This window comes from Beutenbergia cavernae DSM 12333 (genome assembly GCF_000023105.1).
Lineage (GTDB): Bacteria > Actinomycetota > Actinomycetes > Actinomycetales > Beutenbergiaceae > Beutenbergia > Beutenbergia cavernae.
The window spans coordinates 2,049,664-2,065,632 of record NC_012669.1 but is presented as its reverse complement, the minus strand read 5'-3'; the positions used below and the strand labels follow the sequence as shown (position 1 = coordinate 2,065,632).

Here is a 15,969-nt window from a genome sequence, read left to right as displayed (position 1 = left end):
CTGGGCGACACCAGGAGGAGCTGTGACCGAGACCACGAGGGAGGCGCCGGGAGGTGTCGGCGTCCTGGACAGCGTCGTCATGGACGTCCCGGACGTCACACGTGCCACGGCGTTCTGGACGGCGTTGACCGGCGCGTCACCGGCCGGCGGGAGTGACGACGTCGTCGTCGTCCGGACGCCGGACGGGTGGAACCTCGCGTTCCAACCGGCGCCCGGACTCGTCACGCCGGAGTGGCCCGGGCAGGAGCGCCCGCAGCAGCTCCATCTCGACCTGCGCGTCCCCGACGTCGCGGAGGCGACGGCGAGGGCCGTGGGGCTGGGCGCGCGCGTGCTCCGCGAGAACGAGGCGTGGACCACGCTCGCGGATCCCGCCGGCCACCCGTTCGACCTGTGCCGAGCGGAGGACGCCGACGCCGTGACGATCATGGGCGTCACCGTGGACTGCCCGGACCCGCACGAGCTCGTGACGTTCTGGGCCGCGCTGCTCGGCGAGCCGGTCACGTACGACGCGGACGGCATGGGCATGGTCGGCAACGACGGGGCGACGCCGGTGCTGTTCCAGCAGGTCGAGGGCTACCGGGCTCCCCGGTGGCCCGACCCGGCGTTCCCGCAACAGCTCCACCTCGACCTCACGGTGGCAAGCCTGGACGCAGCCGAGGCCGCGGCCCTCGGGCTGGGAGCGGTGCGGCTCCCCGGCGACGCCGCGACGTTCCGGACGTTCGCGGACCCGGCCGGGCACCCGTTCTGCCTCTGCCTCTACAGCGGAGCCGCCGATCAGTCGGACGGGGCTGACCCACCCGGGTCGTAGAGGGTGCCCGCACGCGCGCGGCTGACGACGTTGGCGAGGGCATGGTCCCGGAGGCTGACGTCGTCGATCAGCTCGGCGGCCGCCGCGACCTGGAGACTGAGGGTGGCGCGATGGCGCATCGCGCGCGCGAGAGTCTCGGCCGTCACGAGGTCGGCCACGGCCGCGGCTCCGAACGCGCCGACCAGGGGCGCGACGTCGATCGCCGGATCACCGTGCGCCGCGTGATCGACGTCGAGCAGACCGACCGGCGTCAGCGCCCCGCCGGCGTCGACCGCCCAGGTCACGTTGTGGGGCCCGAGGTCACCGTGCACGAGGACGGGCGACGCCTCCGCCTCCGCACCGAGAACGTCGTGGACGAGTCGGGCGGCCCTGCGGCCGACGTCGGACGGCAGCAACGGCACGAGTCGGTATTGCACGACGTCCGGCCACTGGGCACCGCCGCACCACGAGCGCGGACGCCCGAGCTCGTGATCATCGGTCGCCGCCCGTCCGAGCCCTTCGAGCAGGGTGGCGTACCCCTCTCGGACGTCATCCCAGGCGGCGTCCGCCCGGATCGTCCCGGGCACGTACGCGGTCAGGACGCCGCTCGCGCCGTCGTCCTCGACCGGGCCCTCGAGCACGTCAGGCACTGCCCAGGGAAGGTGGAGACGAGCGACCGCCGTCGCCGCGGCAGCTTCGCGGAGCACGCGAGCCCGGTGTCCCTGCCCGCGACCGATCCGTGCCGCGACGCGGCCAGGCGCCACGACGACGTCGTGGAACGCGCCGTGCGTCGCGCGAGCACCGTGCCAGTCGACGTCTGGCCACGCCCTCACGGCCCACGCGAGCGCTCGACTCCCCCGGGCGGTGGCGGTCACCCCACGCGGTGCAGCCATCGCACCGGGGCGCCCGCCCCGGCGTAGCGGAACGGTTCGAGCTCGTCGTCCCAGGCCTGGCCGAGCGCAAGGTCGAGCGCTGCGCGCAGACGCGCCGGGTCGTCGGCCTGCGTGAGCGCCGAGCGGACCCGGTCCTCGGGGACGACGACGTTGCCGTGGCGGTCCGTCTGAGCGTGGAAGATGCCGAGCTCGGGGGTGTGCGACCACCGGGCGCCGTCGCTGGTGCCCGTCGCCTCCTCCGTGACCTCGTAGCGGAGATGGTTCCAGCCGCGGAGCGCGGAGGTGAGGCGTGCACCGGCACCGACGGCCGCGGCCCACGAGAGCTCGGCACGGAACAGCCCGGCAGCGGCGGGCTGCGCCGTCCAGTCGAGCGCGACCTGCTTCCCCAGCACGGACCCCGCCGCCCACTCCACGTGGGGGCAGAGCGCACGGGGCGCAGAGTGCACGAAAAGGACGCCGCGGGTTGTGGCACCCGTCATGTCGACCCTCCTGACCTCGTCGAGTTACGTCTTCCCCAACGTTCTCGACGCGGTTCCAGGCTGGGACATGCAGCAACGGCGTTGGGGCCATCATGCCCGACGAACGGCCGCCGGCGCACCCTTGGGCGCCCCGTGTCTCGATCCGGGTTCGTCAGAGCTGGTCGCGGATCGCGCGCATGGCCTTCTTGCGGACCGACCGCTCGAGGCGGTCGATGTAGAGCATCCCGTCCAGGTGGTCGACCTCGTGCTGGAGGCACCGGGCCATGAGCTCGGTCCCCTCGACGACGACCTCCGCGCCGTCGAGATCCGTGCCGACGACCTTCGCGTACCACGCGCGATTGGTGGGGAACCACAGACCGGGGACGGACAGGCACCCCTCGTCGCCGTCCTGATAGGTGTCCTCGCTCAGCTCGACGATGCGCGGGTTGAGCACGTAGCCCACCTCGTCGTCGATGTTCCAGGAGAACGCACGCAGGCTGACGCCGATCTGGTTCGCGGCCAGCCCTGCACGGCCCTCGTGGTCGACCGTCTCGACGAGATCGTCGACGAGGGTGCGGACTCGGTCGTCGATCACCGTGATCTCCTCGCACGGTGTGCGCAGGACCGGATCGCCCACGACGCGGATGTCTCGGAACGCCATGGCGTCATCCTTCCACGGCGACCGGGCTCCTCCGGCCGCCGCGGAAGGTCAGGGAGCGCTGATGGCCCAGGCGAACGAGAGCTCGTCGGTGAACGACATCGTGATCGACTCGTAGACGATCCACTGCACGTCGTCGGGCACCGAGAGAGCGAGCCAACCCGAGGCTTGGTCGCCCGGTGACATCTCCGAGGGCAACGGGTCGGCGTCGCCGCAGAAGAGCCCGTTGATGCCGGCCGAGGAGTCCTCGGTGCCCGCGCCGTCGAACGCGGAGAACTCGAGGGGGTTGAGCATGAAGCCGACGATGCTGTCGTCGTAGTCGTCGGCCACCGCGACGTCGAAGTGGAGCCAGACGAAGGTGTCGCCCGAGCCGAGATCGGTCTCGCAGGTGCGATCCCATGAGACCTCGGTCAGCGTGACGAGCGCGTCCGTGGTGCCGCTCGGGTTCACGACCTCGATCTGCTCCCCGACCTGCACCTCGCGGCTCCCCGCGGGGGCGTCACCGGACGGGGCCGCCGCCGTCGTCGACGGATCGGTGGGCTCGTCGGTGGTGGGTGCGTCGGTCGGCTCGGCGCTCGAGGGCGTGTCCGTGGGCTGCGTGAGCGGGGTCGTCGGGTCCGCCTCAGGGGTGCCGTTCCCCCGGTTGAGGAGCAGCACCGACGCGACGACGAGGATCACCACGAGCACGCCGACGCCCAGTCCGATCCACAGGCCGGTCCTGGAACCGCCACCGGGGCCGCCGGGGCCGCCCGGCCCGCCGTAGGGCGCCGCAGCGTACGGGCCGCCGGGAGCCTGGCCGCCCGGCGCCGCGGAGGCGTCGTAGGAGTACGGCGCCGGTGCCGGTGCGTAGGACTGCGGAGGCGGCACCGGGGCGTACGCCTGAGTGGGCTGCCCGTAGGGGTCCGTGGAGGCGCTCACCCCACCCACGCCGAACGCCTGCGTGGGGTCGTCCTGCGACCCGTAGGACGGCGGCGGCGCGGCAGCGGGAATCTCGACCCAGTACTGCCAGCCGTCGGGCGCCGGCGGCCAGGAGGGGTCCGGCGTCCAGCCCTCCGGGGGCACCCAGCCCTCGGGCGGGACCGGCCAACCGGGCGGCGAGTTGAAGCGGTAAGCCATGGGAGCCCCCTGGGAGGGTCGACGGAACGCCGCCATCCTCCCAGATCCCGAGGCTCAGGCCCTCCGGCGCCCGTCGTCTCTCGACCCGCCCGTCGCTCGCGCCAGCAGGCGATCAACTCGTCTCAAGATCCGGACTCCTGGAACGGGGCATGCCGCGGTCACGGGTGCGTCACTACCGTCCCCGCCATGCAGACGTCTCAGTGCGGGGCCCCACTCAGCGGGAGCACTCACGCCGACGCCCGCACCTGCTGTCCGCGCTGACGACGCCTCTCCCCCGTCTGCGCTGGGGCCGACGACGGCCTCGCAGCCGCGCGGCACGATCCGCGCCTCCTCTCTCACCTCACGCCTGACCGAACCCATGAAAGGCGGCCCTCGTGGTCTCCTCGCGCTCCCGCGTCGCCCGTCACGCCACGATCCTCCTCTCGGCCCTCCTGCTCGCCGCCTGCGCAGGCGGCGACCCCGGGGGTGGCGAGCAGTCCGGGACGGAAGCCGAACCCGAGCCCGGGGGACGCCTCACCGTCGCGCTCAACGGCGACGAGCCGGACAACCTCGACCCGCACGGACTTTCGGCCACCAACACCACCGTCCTGCTGCGCCCGGTCCTCGAGTCGCTGTTCTGGCAGGCCGAGGACGGGACGTTCCACCCCTGGCTCGCCGACTCGTGGGAGGTCTCTGACGACGGTCTCGTCTACACGTTCGCCCTCCGGGAGGGCGTGACCTTCCACGACGGCGCCGCCTGGGACGCGGAGGCACTGCTCGCGAACTTCGAGCACATCCTCGACCCGGAGACGCAGTCGCCGCTCGCCGCCGCGTACATCGCTCCTTACTCCAGCGCCCGCGTCGTGGACGAGCTCACCCTGGAGGTGACGCTCTCGACCCCGTACTCCGCGTTCATCAACGTGCTGTCGCAGAGCTACCTGTCGATCGTGTCGCCGCAGCAGATCGCCGAGGACCCCGCCGGCATCCGGGAGCACCCGGTGGGCACCGGCCCGTTCATCTTCGACCACTGGACGCAGGGCGAGAGCATCTCCTACCGCCAGAACCCGGACTACGACTGGGCGCCGGAGGCTGCGGCGCAGCACGAGGGACCCGCCTACGTCGACGAGCTCGAGATCCTCTTCATCCCGGAGGAGGGCGTGCGGTACAACGCGCTCGCCGCCGGGGACGTCGACGTCATCGACTGGACGCCGCCGCAGAACGTCGAGGCGGTCGAGGCCAGCGCGGACCTGGACTTCGCCCGGGTCGACAGGCCGGGCCACCCGTTCTCGATCTGGTTCAACACCTCGCGTGCGCCGCTCGACGACGTCCGGGTGCGACAGGCCGTGGTGGCCGCCGTCGACCGGCAGTCGATCGTCGACACCGTCTCCTTCGGCCAGTGGCAGCTCGCCGACGGGTACCTCACGTCGCCGACGCCGGACTTCGCGCCGAACTCCGACGCGTCGATCACCTACGACGTCGAGCGGGCGAACGAGCTGCTCGACGAGGCGGGCTGGACCGAACGCGACGCCGAGGGGTACCGCACGCGCGACGGCGAGCGGCTCTCCCTGTTCTACCCCACGGCCGGCACGATCGCGCAGACGCAGCAGATCCTCGAGCTGGCCCAGGCCCACCTCAAGGAGGTCGGTGTGGAGGTGGTGATCCAGACCGTGTCCGAGCAGGAGCAGTCGGAACGCTCCAGCGCCGGTGACTTCGACCTCAGCGCCGGGATCTGGACGACGAACACCGCCGACGTCCTGTACATCCAGTACAACTCCCACAACATCACCACGCCCGAGCGCCGCGGCAACAACTCGACGCGTCTGCGCGACGAGCAGATCGACGACCTCACGCAGCGCGCCCGCGAAGCAACGGACGACGCCACCCGTCAGGAGCTCTACTCCGAGGCGCAGGCTCGGCTGGTCGAGCTGGCGCCGTCGCTGCCGCTCTACACCCGCCCGAGCCTCGTGTCCTCCTCGTCGTCGGTCCACGGCATCGGCTTCGACTACGCCTACGGGGCGCTGTGGTTCTACGACACATGGAAGGAGTCCTGAGGCCGTGTCGACGCGACTGACGAGCGGCGAGGCCCCGGCCGGGCCTCGTGCGAGTGGCCGGGCTTTCGGGGCGTTCCTGCGGTACGCGGCCCTCCGGGCCGTTCTCGGGGTCGGCGTCCTCTGGAGCGCCGCCACGCTCGGCTTCCTCACGCTGCGCCTCGTGCCCGGTGACACCGCGTACGCGATCGTGGGCGGCCCGGAGGCGAGCCCGTCTCCCGAGGTGCTCGCGCAGGTCCGGCTCGAGCACGGCCTCGACCGGCCGTGGTACGAGCAGTACGGCGCATACCTCGTGCGCCTGCTCCAGGGTGACCTCGGCGAGTCGTACCGCCTTCGGCGGCCGGTGGCCGACGCGATCGGGGAGCAGCTCGGGGCGACGGTCACGCTGGGGCTGACGGCCGCGGCGCTCGCCGTCACGATCGCCGTCGTCGCGGCGCTCGTGACGGCGAAGCGGGGACGCTGGGTCCGCGGCACGTCGTCGGCGGCGGAGCTGTTCCTCATCGCCGCCCCAGGGTTCTGGATCGGGATCGTGCTGCTCACGATCTTCTCCTTCGGCCTCGGCTGGTTGCCGTCCATCGGGAGCGAGGGGTGGCCCTCGCTCGTCCTGCCGGCCGTCACGATCGCGATCGGCTCCGCGGCGGTGCTCACCCAGGTGCTGCGCGAGGCGCTCGAGCAGGCGCTGGACGAGCCGTTCATCACCAGCGCCCGCGCCCGTGGGCTCGGCGAGACCGGGGTGCGCCTCGGCCACGCGCTCCGGCACGCCCTGCTGCCGCTCGCCACCATGTCCGGGTTCGTGGTGGGCGGCCTGCTCGGCGGCGCCGTCATCGCCGAGTCGCTCTTCGGCCGGCAGGGCGTCGGACGCATGCTGCTGACCGCCGTCAACTCCAAGGACATGCCGATGGTGCTCGGTCTGGTCCTGCTGTCAGCCCTCGCCTACGTCGTCGTCAACTTCGTCGTCGACCTCGCCTACCCGCTGATCGACCCGCGCCTCAGAGGAGCGACATGAGCGTCTCCGTCAGCCCGCCGCCCGCCGTCGCCGACGTCCTACCGGCCGCCCCGCATCCGGACACGACTCCGGGCGCCGCGCCGCGCCGTCGGCTGCGCACGGCCGCGCGGCACCCGATCGGCTTCTGGGTCGCCGTCGCCGTCCTCGCGGTGATCGCCCTGGCGGCACTGCGGCCCGAGTGGCTCGCGACCCAGGACCCGCTCGCCATCGACACGACGGGGGCGCTCCAGCCGCCGGCGGCGGCGCACTGGTTCGGGACCGACGAGAACGGCCGCGACCTGTACAGCCGCGTCGTGCACGGCGCACGTCACGCGTTCTTCCTGGGACTCGGCGCGGTGGCGATCGGTCTCGCCGGCGGGATCGCGATCGGCATCTTCGCGGGCCTCGGCAACCGACGGGTCGACCAGGCGCTGATGCGCCTCACCGACGTCGGGCTCGCCTTCCCGGAGCTGCTGCTGGCGCTCGTCGTGATCTCCTTGTTCGGCGGTGGCCTGCGCAACACCGTGCTCGCGATCGGGCTGGCGAGCATCCCCACCTACGCGCGGCTGATCCGCACCCAGACGCTCGCGGTGCGGCGCTCGTCGTACGTCGAGGCGGCCGTGGCGCTCGGTCTGAGCCCCGCAGCCGTCGTGTGGCGGCACGTCCTGCCGAACGCGACGAAGCCGCTGCTCGTGCTGGCCACGATCGGCGTCGGGACGGCGTCGGTCGCCGGAGCGGCGCTCAGCTTCCTCGGACTCGGCACGGCGCCGCCGACACCCGAGTGGGGTCTGCTCCTCGCGACGTCCCGTGACTACCTCGCGATCGCCTGGTGGTACGGCGTCATCCCCGGGCTCGTCATCACCGCGCTCGTGATGTGCACGACGACGATCGGCCGTGGCCTGTCCGCGCGGGCGGAGGGGCGCCTGCGATGACCGTCCTCGAAGACGCACCGGTGCTCGACGTCGCCGGGCTCACCGTCTCGTTCGGGCGCCGTCACCACGCGCGCACGGTCGTCGCCGACGTCGACCTGCACGTGCGTCGGGGCGAGGCGCTCGCGCTGGTCGGTGAGTCGGGCTCCGGCAAGAGCGTCACCGCGCGTGCGCTCATCGGCCTGGCCGGCGATCGGTCGACGGTACGGGCCGCTCGGATCGGGGTCGCCGGCGTCGACGTCTTCTCGGTGCCGCGGCGCGGCTGGCGACGGCTGCGCGGGAGCCGCGTGGGCTTCGTGCTGCAGGACGCGCTCGTGTCGCTCGACCCGCTCCGCCCCGTCGGCCGGGAGATCGAGGAGGTGCTGCGCCTCCACACGGCGATTCCTGCGAGGCAACGACACGAGCGCGTGATCGAGCTGCTCACCCGGGTGGGCGTCGACGAGCCCGGGCTGCGCGCCGCCCAACGTCCGGACCAGCTCTCCGGCGGGCTGCGACAGCGCGCGCTCATCGCCACGGCGCTCGCCGCCCAGCCGGAGCTCATCGTGCTCGACGAGCCGACCACGGCTCTCGACGTCACCGTGCAGGCCCGGATCCTCGACGTCCTGCGGGACCTCAAGGACGCCGGGACCACGCTGCTGTTCATCAGCCACGACCTCGCTGTGGTCTCGCAGATCGCCGACCGGGTCGCGGTGATGCGCCAGGGGCGGATCGTCGAGGAGGCCAGCACCGCCGACCTGCTGCACTCCCCCGGCCACGACTACACGCGGCTGCTGCTCTCGGCGGTGCCGCGCCTGGCGCTGGACGCGCGAACGGCAGCACCACCGGTCGGGACGGCGGAGCCCGACGTCGTCGCCGAGGTGCGGGCGGTGAGCAAGTCGTTCGCCGTCGAGGGACGCCGGACGTTCCGCGCCGTCGACGACGTCTCGTTCCAGCTGCACCGGGGGCGCACCCTCGGGCTCGTCGGTGAGTCGGGGTCGGGCAAGACCACGCTGGCACGGCTCCTCGTCGGGCTGGAGGCGCCCGACACCGGCGCCGTCGCCGTCGACGGGCAGACGTGGCGCGACCTCGACGCGCCCGCGCGGCGCCGTCTGCGCCGACGCATCGGCGTCATCCACCAGGACCCGACGAGCAGCTTCGACCCGCGGTACACCGTGGACCGGGTGCTCGGCGAGGTGATCGCGCTCGACGCGGCGACGGCGCGCGGGGACCGCCGACGGCGAGCCGTCGAGCTGCTCGAGCTCGTCGGACTCCCCGAGGACGTCCTGCCGCGCCGCCCGGCCGTGCTGTCCGGAGGTCAGCGCCAGCGGGTCGCGATCGCTCGCGCACTGGCGGCCCGGCCCTCGGTCGTGGTGTGCGACGAACCCGTCTCTGCGCTCGACGTCTCCACGCAGGCGCAGGTGCTCGAGCTCCTGGCCGACCTCCAGCTGCGCACCGGGACGGCGTACCTGTTCATCTCGCACGACCTGGGCGTGGTCCACGAGGTCAGCCACGACGTCCTCGTGCTCAAGGACGGCCGGGTCGTCGAGTCCGGTCCGGCCGGCGACGTCCTCCACCGCCCCACCCACCCCTACACGCGCGCCCTGTTCGCGGCCGTGCCTCGCCTGCCCGAGGTCGCGACACCGACCCTGTCCACCGAACCGATCAGGACGTGATCCCATGACAGCGACGACGCAGTTCGCACCAGCACCGGAGACGGCCGTCTCGGACGAGCAGCTCCTCGCCCGCTTCAGGCCGGTCTTCGACCGGATCCGCGAGGGGGCGGCCGATCGGGAGAACGCGCGGCGCCTGCCGTTCGAGGAGGTCGAGTGGCTGCGGGCGGCCGGGTTCGGCGCCGTCCGCGTGCCGGCGGAGTGGGGCGGCTCGGGGGCGAGCACCCGCCAGTTCTTCCGGCTGCTCATCGAGCTCGCGGAGGCCGACTCCAATCTCGCGCAGCTCCTGCGCGGCCACTTCGCGTTCCTCGAGGTGCGGCTCGCGCACCCCGACCCCGCCTACCGCGAGCACTGGGCGCGGGCGGCCGTCGACGGCGTCCTCGTGGGGAACGCGCAGAGCGAGCTCGGGAACGCGACGTTCGAGGAGGCCTCCACCGTGCTCACCGAGCAGGAGGTCGACGGCGCCACCCGGCTCGTGCTCAACGGCACGAAGTACTACAGCACCGGCACCCTGTTCGCCGACTGGATCAACGTGACGGCCGCGCACGGTGACGAGCGGGTGACGGTCGCCGTGCCGACGACGGCGCCGGGCGTCACGCGGATCGACGACTGGACCGGCTTCGGCCAGCGCCTCACCGGAAGCGGCACGACCGAGTTCCGCGACGTCGTCGTCGACGAGGAGCACGTCACGCGGTACTCCCGTGACGCCCCACGCCCGACCGCGATCTCCGGCTTCTACCAGCTCGTGCTCCTCGCGACCCTCGCCGGCATCGCCCGTGCCGCGGCTCGCGACGCCGTCGCGTTCGTGTCCGGCAGGTCGCGGCGGGTCGGTCTCGAGAACCCGGTCGAGCCGCGCCACAGTCCCGCCGTCCAGCAGGTGATCGGGACCGTCTCCGGGCTCGCCCTGGCGACGGAGTCCACCGTGCTCGCGGCGGCGGACCCGCTCGAGGACGCGTTCGCGGCGCAGCGTGACGGCGTCACGGACCTCGCGACGTTCGACGACGCCAACGTCACGGTGTTCCGTGCCCAGGGCGTGGTGATCGACCTGACGCTCCAGGCCACCACTGCGCTGTTCGAGGTCGGCGGGGCGTCCGCGACCAGCGAGAAGCTGCGGCTCGACCGGCACTGGCGGAACGCGCGCACCGTCGCGTCCCACAATCCGGCGATCTTCCGGGCCCAGGCCGTGGGCCACTACCTGTTGCACGGCTCGCTCCCCGCGAGACCGACCCCCGAGCACCGGTCAGCGACCGGGAAGGATGCCGATGCCTGAGCAGATCCGCCTGAGCCTGTTCGAGATGGCGGCGCCGGTCCACCTCTCGCACGGGATGTGGACCCATCCCCGGGACCAGCGGCACAGGATCCACACCGTGGAGTTCTGGACCGAGCTCGGCCAGATCCTCGAGGAGGGCACGTTCGACCTCCTCTTCCTCGCGGACGTGCTGGGGACCTACGACGTGTTCACCGATGGGCTCTCGACGGCGGTGAAGGAGGCGTTCCAGGTGCCCACGGAGGATCCCCTCATCGTGCTGGGCGCGCTCGCGTCGGCCACCCGGGACCTCGGGCTCGCGGCGACGTTCTCGACGACGTACGAGCCCCCGTTCACGTTCGCGCGCCGGCTGAGCACCCTGGACCATCTCTCCAACGGGCGCGTGGCGTGGAACATCGTGACGTCGTACCTCGCCAACGCCGCCCGGAACTTCGGGCTGACGGACCAGGTCGAGCACGACCTGCGCTACGAGATCGCCGACGAGTACCTGACAGTGCTGTACCGGCTGTGGCAGGACTCGTGGCGCGACGACGCCGTCGTCGTCGACCGCGCCGCTCGGGTCTACACCGACCCGGCGAAGGTCGACTACATCAACCACGTGGGCGACCACTTCTCGGTGGCCGGCCCGCACCTGTCCGCGCCGTCGCCGCAGCGCACGCCGGTGCTGTTCCAGGCGGGGAGCTCGATCCGCGGGCGGGAGTTCGCGGCGCGGCACGCCGAGGTGGTCTTCGTGGGCGGCGGCACGAAGGAGAAGGTGCGCAGCAACATCGCTGACATCCGCGCCCGGGCCGTCGAGGCAGGACGGGACCCGGCGCACCTCGCGTTCCTCGCGATCGCGAAGGTGATCGTGGGGCGCACGGAGCAGGAGGCGTGGGACAAGGCGAACGCGTACGACTCCTACCGGACACCGCGCGAGGCGCTCGAGCAGCCGCGGCGGACGCCGGAGCTGTCGCGGTACGCCCCGACGCACCTGATCGCCGACATCATCGCCGCCAAGGACTTCGGGTACGAGATGCTCATCCGGAACTTCGAGCCGGGCCAGACGGTGGCCGACGTGCTGGCGCTGCAGAGCAGGTCCCGCGGCGGCGAGTTCACGGTCGTCGGGAGCCCGGTCCAGGTGGCCGACGCTCTCGAGCGCTGGACGACGGAGACGGGTGTGGACGGGTTCAACATCAAGCAGGACGTCTCGTTCGACTCGGTGCGGGACTTCGTCGATCTCGTGGTTCCGGTCCTGCGCGACCGTGGTCTGCTCCGGGACCGGTACACGCCGGGCGAGACGCTCCGGGAGCGTCTCTTCGGTGCGGGGCAGCGTCAGCCGCACGAGACGCACCCGGCGCTGGCCGAGCAGCTCGCGCGGACGGCGGCCGCCGTGCGCTGAGACCGGCTCGAGGCGGTTGAAGGTGCCCGTGCTCTCCCGAGAGCGCGTGCCTCAGCTCAGCGACTCCAGTCGATGAAGACCCAGACTGCCACCGCGATCATGAGGACCCCGACGATCGGGGCCGCCACCAGGTTGTAGCGCCGCCACGCCTCTGATGGTCGCCGACGCCACGCCAGGTCGGCCAAGCGCTCCCGGAAGATGATCATCGAGATACCCATGAGCGCGAACACCACAGGCAGGACCACGTTCATCATGGCCTCCGCACCCGCACGCGCGCGCGTCGATCGGACTGCCTCCCAGCCACGGCCACACGCTACGCCAGGGCGGTGCCCCGTGCGGGACTTGAACCCGCGACCGATGGATTATGAGTCCACTGCTCTGACCAGCTGAGCTAACGGGGCGCGGCGACGATCCTATGGTCCGGGCACAGTCACGGGCGGTCTACGGTCGAGGCATGGCACGACTGGTTCCACGGCGAGCGCCACGGCTCCCCCGCGAGGCTGCGCGGATCCTTCGAACGGGAGACCGGCCGCTGGCCGCGGCGGAGATGACCGACGGTGGCTGGGCGGTGGTCACGCCGCACGCCCTCGTTCTCGTCATCGAGGACGGCGGCGCATGGCAGGTGCGGGACCGCCGCGGATGGCACGAGGTGGACCACGCCGACTGGGCGCCCGAGCCACCGTCGATCCATGTCCGCTGGATCGAGGGGGACGAGAGCGCGCTCGGCCTCGTGTCCGACGAGCGGGCGTTCCCGACGGCGCTCCGGGAGCGCGTCGAGTCGTCGATCGTCCTCATGCAGGAGCGCGACCTTCCGGGCGGGGCCAAGGTCCGTGTCGCGATCCGACGCGCCGAGGACGACTCCCTCCTCTCCCAGGTGTCGGTCGTGGGCCGGCTCCGCGGGACGGCGTCCGAGCAGGCCGCGATCGACGCCCTCGAGCGTGACGCACGCGCGGCCGCGGGGCTCGAGCCCTGACGCTGCGCTCTCCCGGCAGACGCATCCGTTCCGGGGCTCCGGTGGCCGCGTCGGACCGCGGCGCACGGGCAGATCCACACCCCTCGGCCTGCTAGAGTCTTCCCCGCGATCCCGCATAGCTCAATTGGCAGAGCATTCGACTGTTAATCGAACGGTTGGTGGTTCGAGTCCACCTGCGGGAGCCATCCCACGAGGCCCCTGACCAGCGCAGACGCGCGGTCAGGGGCCTTCGTCGTCAGGACGCGCCAGCACGTCGGCCGGCCCTCCAGAGGGGGCCGCGCCGCCGACGCGAAGGGTGTACAGGTTGTGCGTCGCGCCGTCCACGGGCGCCTGCTTCCAGAACCTGAACCCGAGCTTGCGGCACACGTTCTGCGAGGGAAGGTTCGCCGGGTCGATCATGGCCAGCAGCTCACCGTCGTGCACCTGGTTGGCCTTCGCGAGCAGCGCCCGGCCGGCCTCCGTGGCGTACCCGCGACCGCGACACTCCGGGATGAGCCGCCATCCCCACTCCAGCCAGGTCGTGCCCTCGATGTCGATGTAGTCGACGCCCGTGTACCCCACGACTCGACCCGAGGAGCGCTCGACCACCGGCTGCTTGCCGAACGGGATGGTCCGGCAGACGTCGAGCATGTGGTCGAAGCGGTCGTTGGCCTCGGCCTCGGTGAGGACCCGTGGGTAGAACACCATGAAGTCCTCGGCGCCGAAGAACTCCACGAACCGCTCCCGATCGGCCTCGCGGGGCGGGCGCACCACGAGGCGCGACGTCGTGACGACGTCCGGATCCACGTCGGTCATGTGTCCCTCTCAGCTCGCGTCAGTCAGACCCCGTCGCTCCTGCTCGAGCACGAGCAGCTCCGCGAACGCCGCCTGGTACTCCTCGCTCGCGGCATCCATCCGCTGCAGCCGCCCCCTGATGTCCCCGATCTTGCGCGTGACACCGAGGCGGACGACCGCTCGCACCACGCCTCGCGCGTACCCACCGAGGGCCTCCTCGCGGTCGGCGGGCAGAGGTGCGACGGCGAGCTCCGTCACGAGCGAGGCGAGCGGGCCGACCGCACCCTCCAGCACCGCGTCGGACCAGGCGGCCGCCGCTGCCCGGTCCACGTCGGCGGCGCCGGCGGCGCGCTGCTGCTCGCGGAACGTCTCGAACGCCGCCGCTCCCCCGGCGGCCCGCACGGCATCGTGCACAGCACGGTAGGCGGGCACCTGGAACGCCGCGGCGTCGAGGCTGTCGAAACCGGCGTCCGCCGCGAATGCGGGGAGCTGCAGCGCCACCTCGAGCACCTGGCGCTCGAGCTTCGCCACCGGATCGTCCGGGTACGGCTGTGCCGGACGTCGCTGCGCGGACCGCCCGGAGTCGTCGCCGGCCCGCGTCTCGCCTCGGCCACCGTCCGGGCGCCCGTCGGCGGACCGCGCGTCGCCCCGCGGGCGGGCGTCGCCGCGTGGAGCCGACGCGACCGCGCGACGCACGTCCACGACGTCCATCCCGAGCCACCCGGCCAGCTCGCGCGCGTACTCCCCGCGCAGGGCGTGGTCCCGGATCCGCGCCACGACGGGCGCGGCGACCCGCAATCCCGCGACCCGCCCCTCCGGCGTGTCCAGGTCGACCCGGGCCAGCACCGACCGGATCGCGAACTCGAACAGCGGCTCCCGCTCGGAGACGAGAGCGCGCACGGCCGCGTCACCGCGCTGCAGGCGAAGGTCGCACGGGTCGAGCCCGTCGGGCGAGACGGCCACGAACGTCTGGGACGCGAACTGCTGGTCCTCCCCGAACGCCCGCAGGGCCGCCTTCTGGCCGGCCTCGTCGCCGTCGAACGTGAAGATCACCTCGCCGCCGACGGCGCGACCGCTCGCGAGCATCACGCCCGCCGAGGAGTCGGCGGCGTCACCGAGCAGCCGCCGCACGATCCGCACGTGATCCGCGCCGAACGCCGTCCCGCACGTCGCGATCGCCGTCCCGATGCCGGCGAGGTGCGCCGCCATGACGTCGGTGTAGCCCTCGACGACGACGACCTGCCGCTCCTTCGCGATTTCTCGTTTCGCCACGTCGATCCCGTAGAGCACCTGGGACTTGCGGTAGATCGGCGTCTCGGGCGTGTTGAGGTACTTCGGACCGGGGTCGTCGGCGTACAGGTGCCGCGCCCCGAAGCCGATGACGTCGCCGGTGATGTCCCGGATGGGCCACATGAGGCGGCCGCGGAACCGGTCGTAGTGGCCCCGGTTCCCCTGGGACACGAGCCCGCTCGCCGCCAGCTCGGCCTCCGTGAACCCGCGCCCGCGCAGGTGCCGCAGCAGGTGGTCCCAGCCCTTCGGCGCGTAGCCCACCCCGAACGTCTGCGCGGCGGCACGGTCGAACCCGCGCTCCGCCAGGAACGTTCGCGCGGGCTCGGCCTCGGGCGCGGCGAGCTGCTCCGCGTAGTACTCGGACGCGATCCGGTGCGCCTCGACGAGCCGCTGGCGCCGCCCCGGCTCCTCCCGCGGGCGCGACGTGCCGCCGCCGTCGTCCTCGTACCGCAGCACGACGCCGGTCCGGGCGGCGAGCCGCTCGATCGCCTCCGTGAACGTCAGGTGGTCGATCTTCTGCACGAACGAGATGACGTCGCCGCCCTCGTCGCAGCCGAAGCAGTGCCAGAGCCCCAGCTGCGGCCTGACGTGGAACGACGGCGTCCGCTCGTCGTGGAACGGGCACAGACCCTTCATCGAGCCGACGCCCGCGCTGCGCAGCGAGACGTGGTCCCCGACGATCTCCTCGATGCGGGCCTTCTCGCGCACCGCCCCGATGTCCTCACGTCGGATGCGGCCTGCCACGAGGCGAGTCTAGGTCGCCGCGGCGGCTCCTCGTCCGTTCG

General features: G+C 72.5%; 15 protein-coding genes and 2 tRNA genes. 9 read left to right on the top strand and 8 right to left on the bottom strand.

Annotated elements, in window-relative coordinates:
• Positions 1–22: 22 nt before the first annotated feature.
• Entirely contained in the window at positions 23–808 is a 786-nt protein-coding gene (locus BCAV_RS09085; RefSeq protein ID WP_015882298.1) for a VOC family protein, read from the top strand.
• On the opposite strand, the gene BCAV_RS09080 is transcribed toward BCAV_RS09085, so the two are convergent.
• From BCAV_RS09080 to BCAV_RS09065, 4 genes are all read right to left on the bottom strand, one after another.
• Complete coding sequence (locus BCAV_RS09080) at positions 775–1,437, bottom strand: phosphotransferase (RefSeq protein ID WP_015882297.1); 663 nt, start codon at positions 1,435–1,437, stop codon at positions 775–777. The two genes, BCAV_RS09085 and BCAV_RS09080, sit on opposite strands and share 34 nt — an antisense overlap.
• Positions 1,438–1,658: 221 nt before the next feature.
• On the bottom strand, positions 1,659–2,159 hold the full coding sequence (locus tag BCAV_RS09075; RefSeq protein WP_015882296.1) for a DUF3145 domain-containing protein: 501 nt from the start codon (positions 2,157–2,159) through the stop codon (positions 1,659–1,661).
• Between the two features lie 151 nt (positions 2,160–2,310).
• Entirely contained in the window at positions 2,311–2,799 is a 489-nt protein-coding gene (gene def, locus BCAV_RS09070) for a peptide deformylase (protein ID WP_015882295.1), read from the bottom strand.
• Positions 2,800–2,847: 48 nt separating this feature from the next.
• The gene (locus BCAV_RS09065) at positions 2,848–3,912 is read right to left on the bottom strand and encodes a hypothetical protein (RefSeq protein ID WP_015882294.1); all 1,065 of its coding nucleotides are present in this window, start codon (positions 3,910–3,912) and stop codon (positions 2,848–2,850) included.
• A gap of 374 nt (positions 3,913–4,286) precedes the next feature.
• On the opposite strand from BCAV_RS09065, the gene BCAV_RS09060 reads away from it, so the two are divergent.
• Genes BCAV_RS09060 through BCAV_RS09035 form a run of 6 tightly spaced genes read left to right on the top strand, consistent with a single transcriptional unit; the run spans position 4,287 to position 12,147 of the window.
• Positions 4,287–5,942, top strand: coding sequence for an ABC transporter substrate-binding protein (locus BCAV_RS09060; protein ID WP_015882293.1), 1,656 nt, complete (start codon positions 4,287–4,289; stop codon positions 5,940–5,942).
• Positions 5,943–5,946: 4 nt separating this feature from the next.
• A complete protein-coding gene (locus tag BCAV_RS09055) occupies positions 5,947–6,945 on the top strand; it encodes an ABC transporter permease (protein WP_015882292.1) in 999 nt (332 codons plus the stop codon).
• Positions 6,942–7,856, top strand: coding sequence for an ABC transporter permease (locus tag BCAV_RS09050; RefSeq protein ID WP_015882291.1), 915 nt, complete (start codon positions 6,942–6,944; stop codon positions 7,854–7,856). Before BCAV_RS09055 ends, BCAV_RS09050 begins: the two co-directional genes overlap by 4 nt.
• The gene (locus tag BCAV_RS09045) at positions 7,853–9,505 is read left to right on the top strand and encodes a dipeptide ABC transporter ATP-binding protein (protein WP_015882290.1); all 1,653 of its coding nucleotides are present in this window, start codon (positions 7,853–7,855) and stop codon (positions 9,503–9,505) included. The genes BCAV_RS09050 and BCAV_RS09045 overlap by 4 nt, the downstream gene beginning before the upstream one ends.
• Before the next feature lie 4 nt (positions 9,506–9,509).
• Positions 9,510–10,772, top strand: a complete 1,263-nt coding sequence (locus BCAV_RS09040; protein ID WP_015882289.1) for an acyl-CoA dehydrogenase family protein — start codon at positions 9,510–9,512, stop codon at positions 10,770–10,772.
• The gene (locus BCAV_RS09035) at positions 10,765–12,147 is read left to right on the top strand and encodes an NtaA/DmoA family FMN-dependent monooxygenase (protein ID WP_015882288.1); all 1,383 of its coding nucleotides are present in this window, start codon (positions 10,765–10,767) and stop codon (positions 12,145–12,147) included. The genes BCAV_RS09040 and BCAV_RS09035 overlap by 8 nt, the downstream gene beginning before the upstream one ends.
• Positions 12,148–12,203: 56 nt before the next feature.
• Here the strand turns inward: BCAV_RS09035 and BCAV_RS09030 are convergent, their stop codons facing one another.
• Together BCAV_RS09030 and BCAV_RS09025 are read right to left on the bottom strand one after the other, a co-directional pair.
• A complete protein-coding gene (locus BCAV_RS09030; protein ID WP_015882287.1) occupies positions 12,204–12,398 on the bottom strand; it encodes a hypothetical protein in 195 nt (64 codons plus the stop codon).
• Between the two features lie 76 nt (positions 12,399–12,474).
• A tRNA-Ile gene (locus tag BCAV_RS09025) sits at positions 12,475–12,548 on the bottom strand.
• Positions 12,549–12,601: 53 nt separating this feature from the next.
• Between BCAV_RS09025 and BCAV_RS09020 the strand changes: the two genes are divergently transcribed.
• A complete protein-coding gene (locus tag BCAV_RS09020) occupies positions 12,602–13,120 on the top strand; it encodes a hypothetical protein (RefSeq protein WP_144016750.1) in 519 nt (172 codons plus the stop codon).
• A 109-nt stretch (positions 13,121–13,229) separates the two neighbouring features.
• Positions 13,230–13,305, top strand: a tRNA-Asn gene (locus BCAV_RS09015).
• Positions 13,306–13,339: 34 nt separating this feature from the next.
• Here BCAV_RS09015 and BCAV_RS09010 read toward each other — a convergent pair.
• Together BCAV_RS09010 and dnaG are read right to left on the bottom strand one after the other, a co-directional pair.
• Positions 13,340–13,915, bottom strand: a complete 576-nt coding sequence (locus BCAV_RS09010; RefSeq protein ID WP_015882285.1) for a GNAT family N-acetyltransferase — start codon at positions 13,913–13,915, stop codon at positions 13,340–13,342.
• Positions 13,916–13,924: 9 nt separating this feature from the next.
• The gene (gene dnaG / locus BCAV_RS09005) at positions 13,925–15,928 is read right to left on the bottom strand and encodes a DNA primase (RefSeq protein ID WP_015882284.1); all 2,004 of its coding nucleotides are present in this window, start codon (positions 15,926–15,928) and stop codon (positions 13,925–13,927) included.
• Positions 15,929–15,969 lie beyond the last annotated feature (41 nt).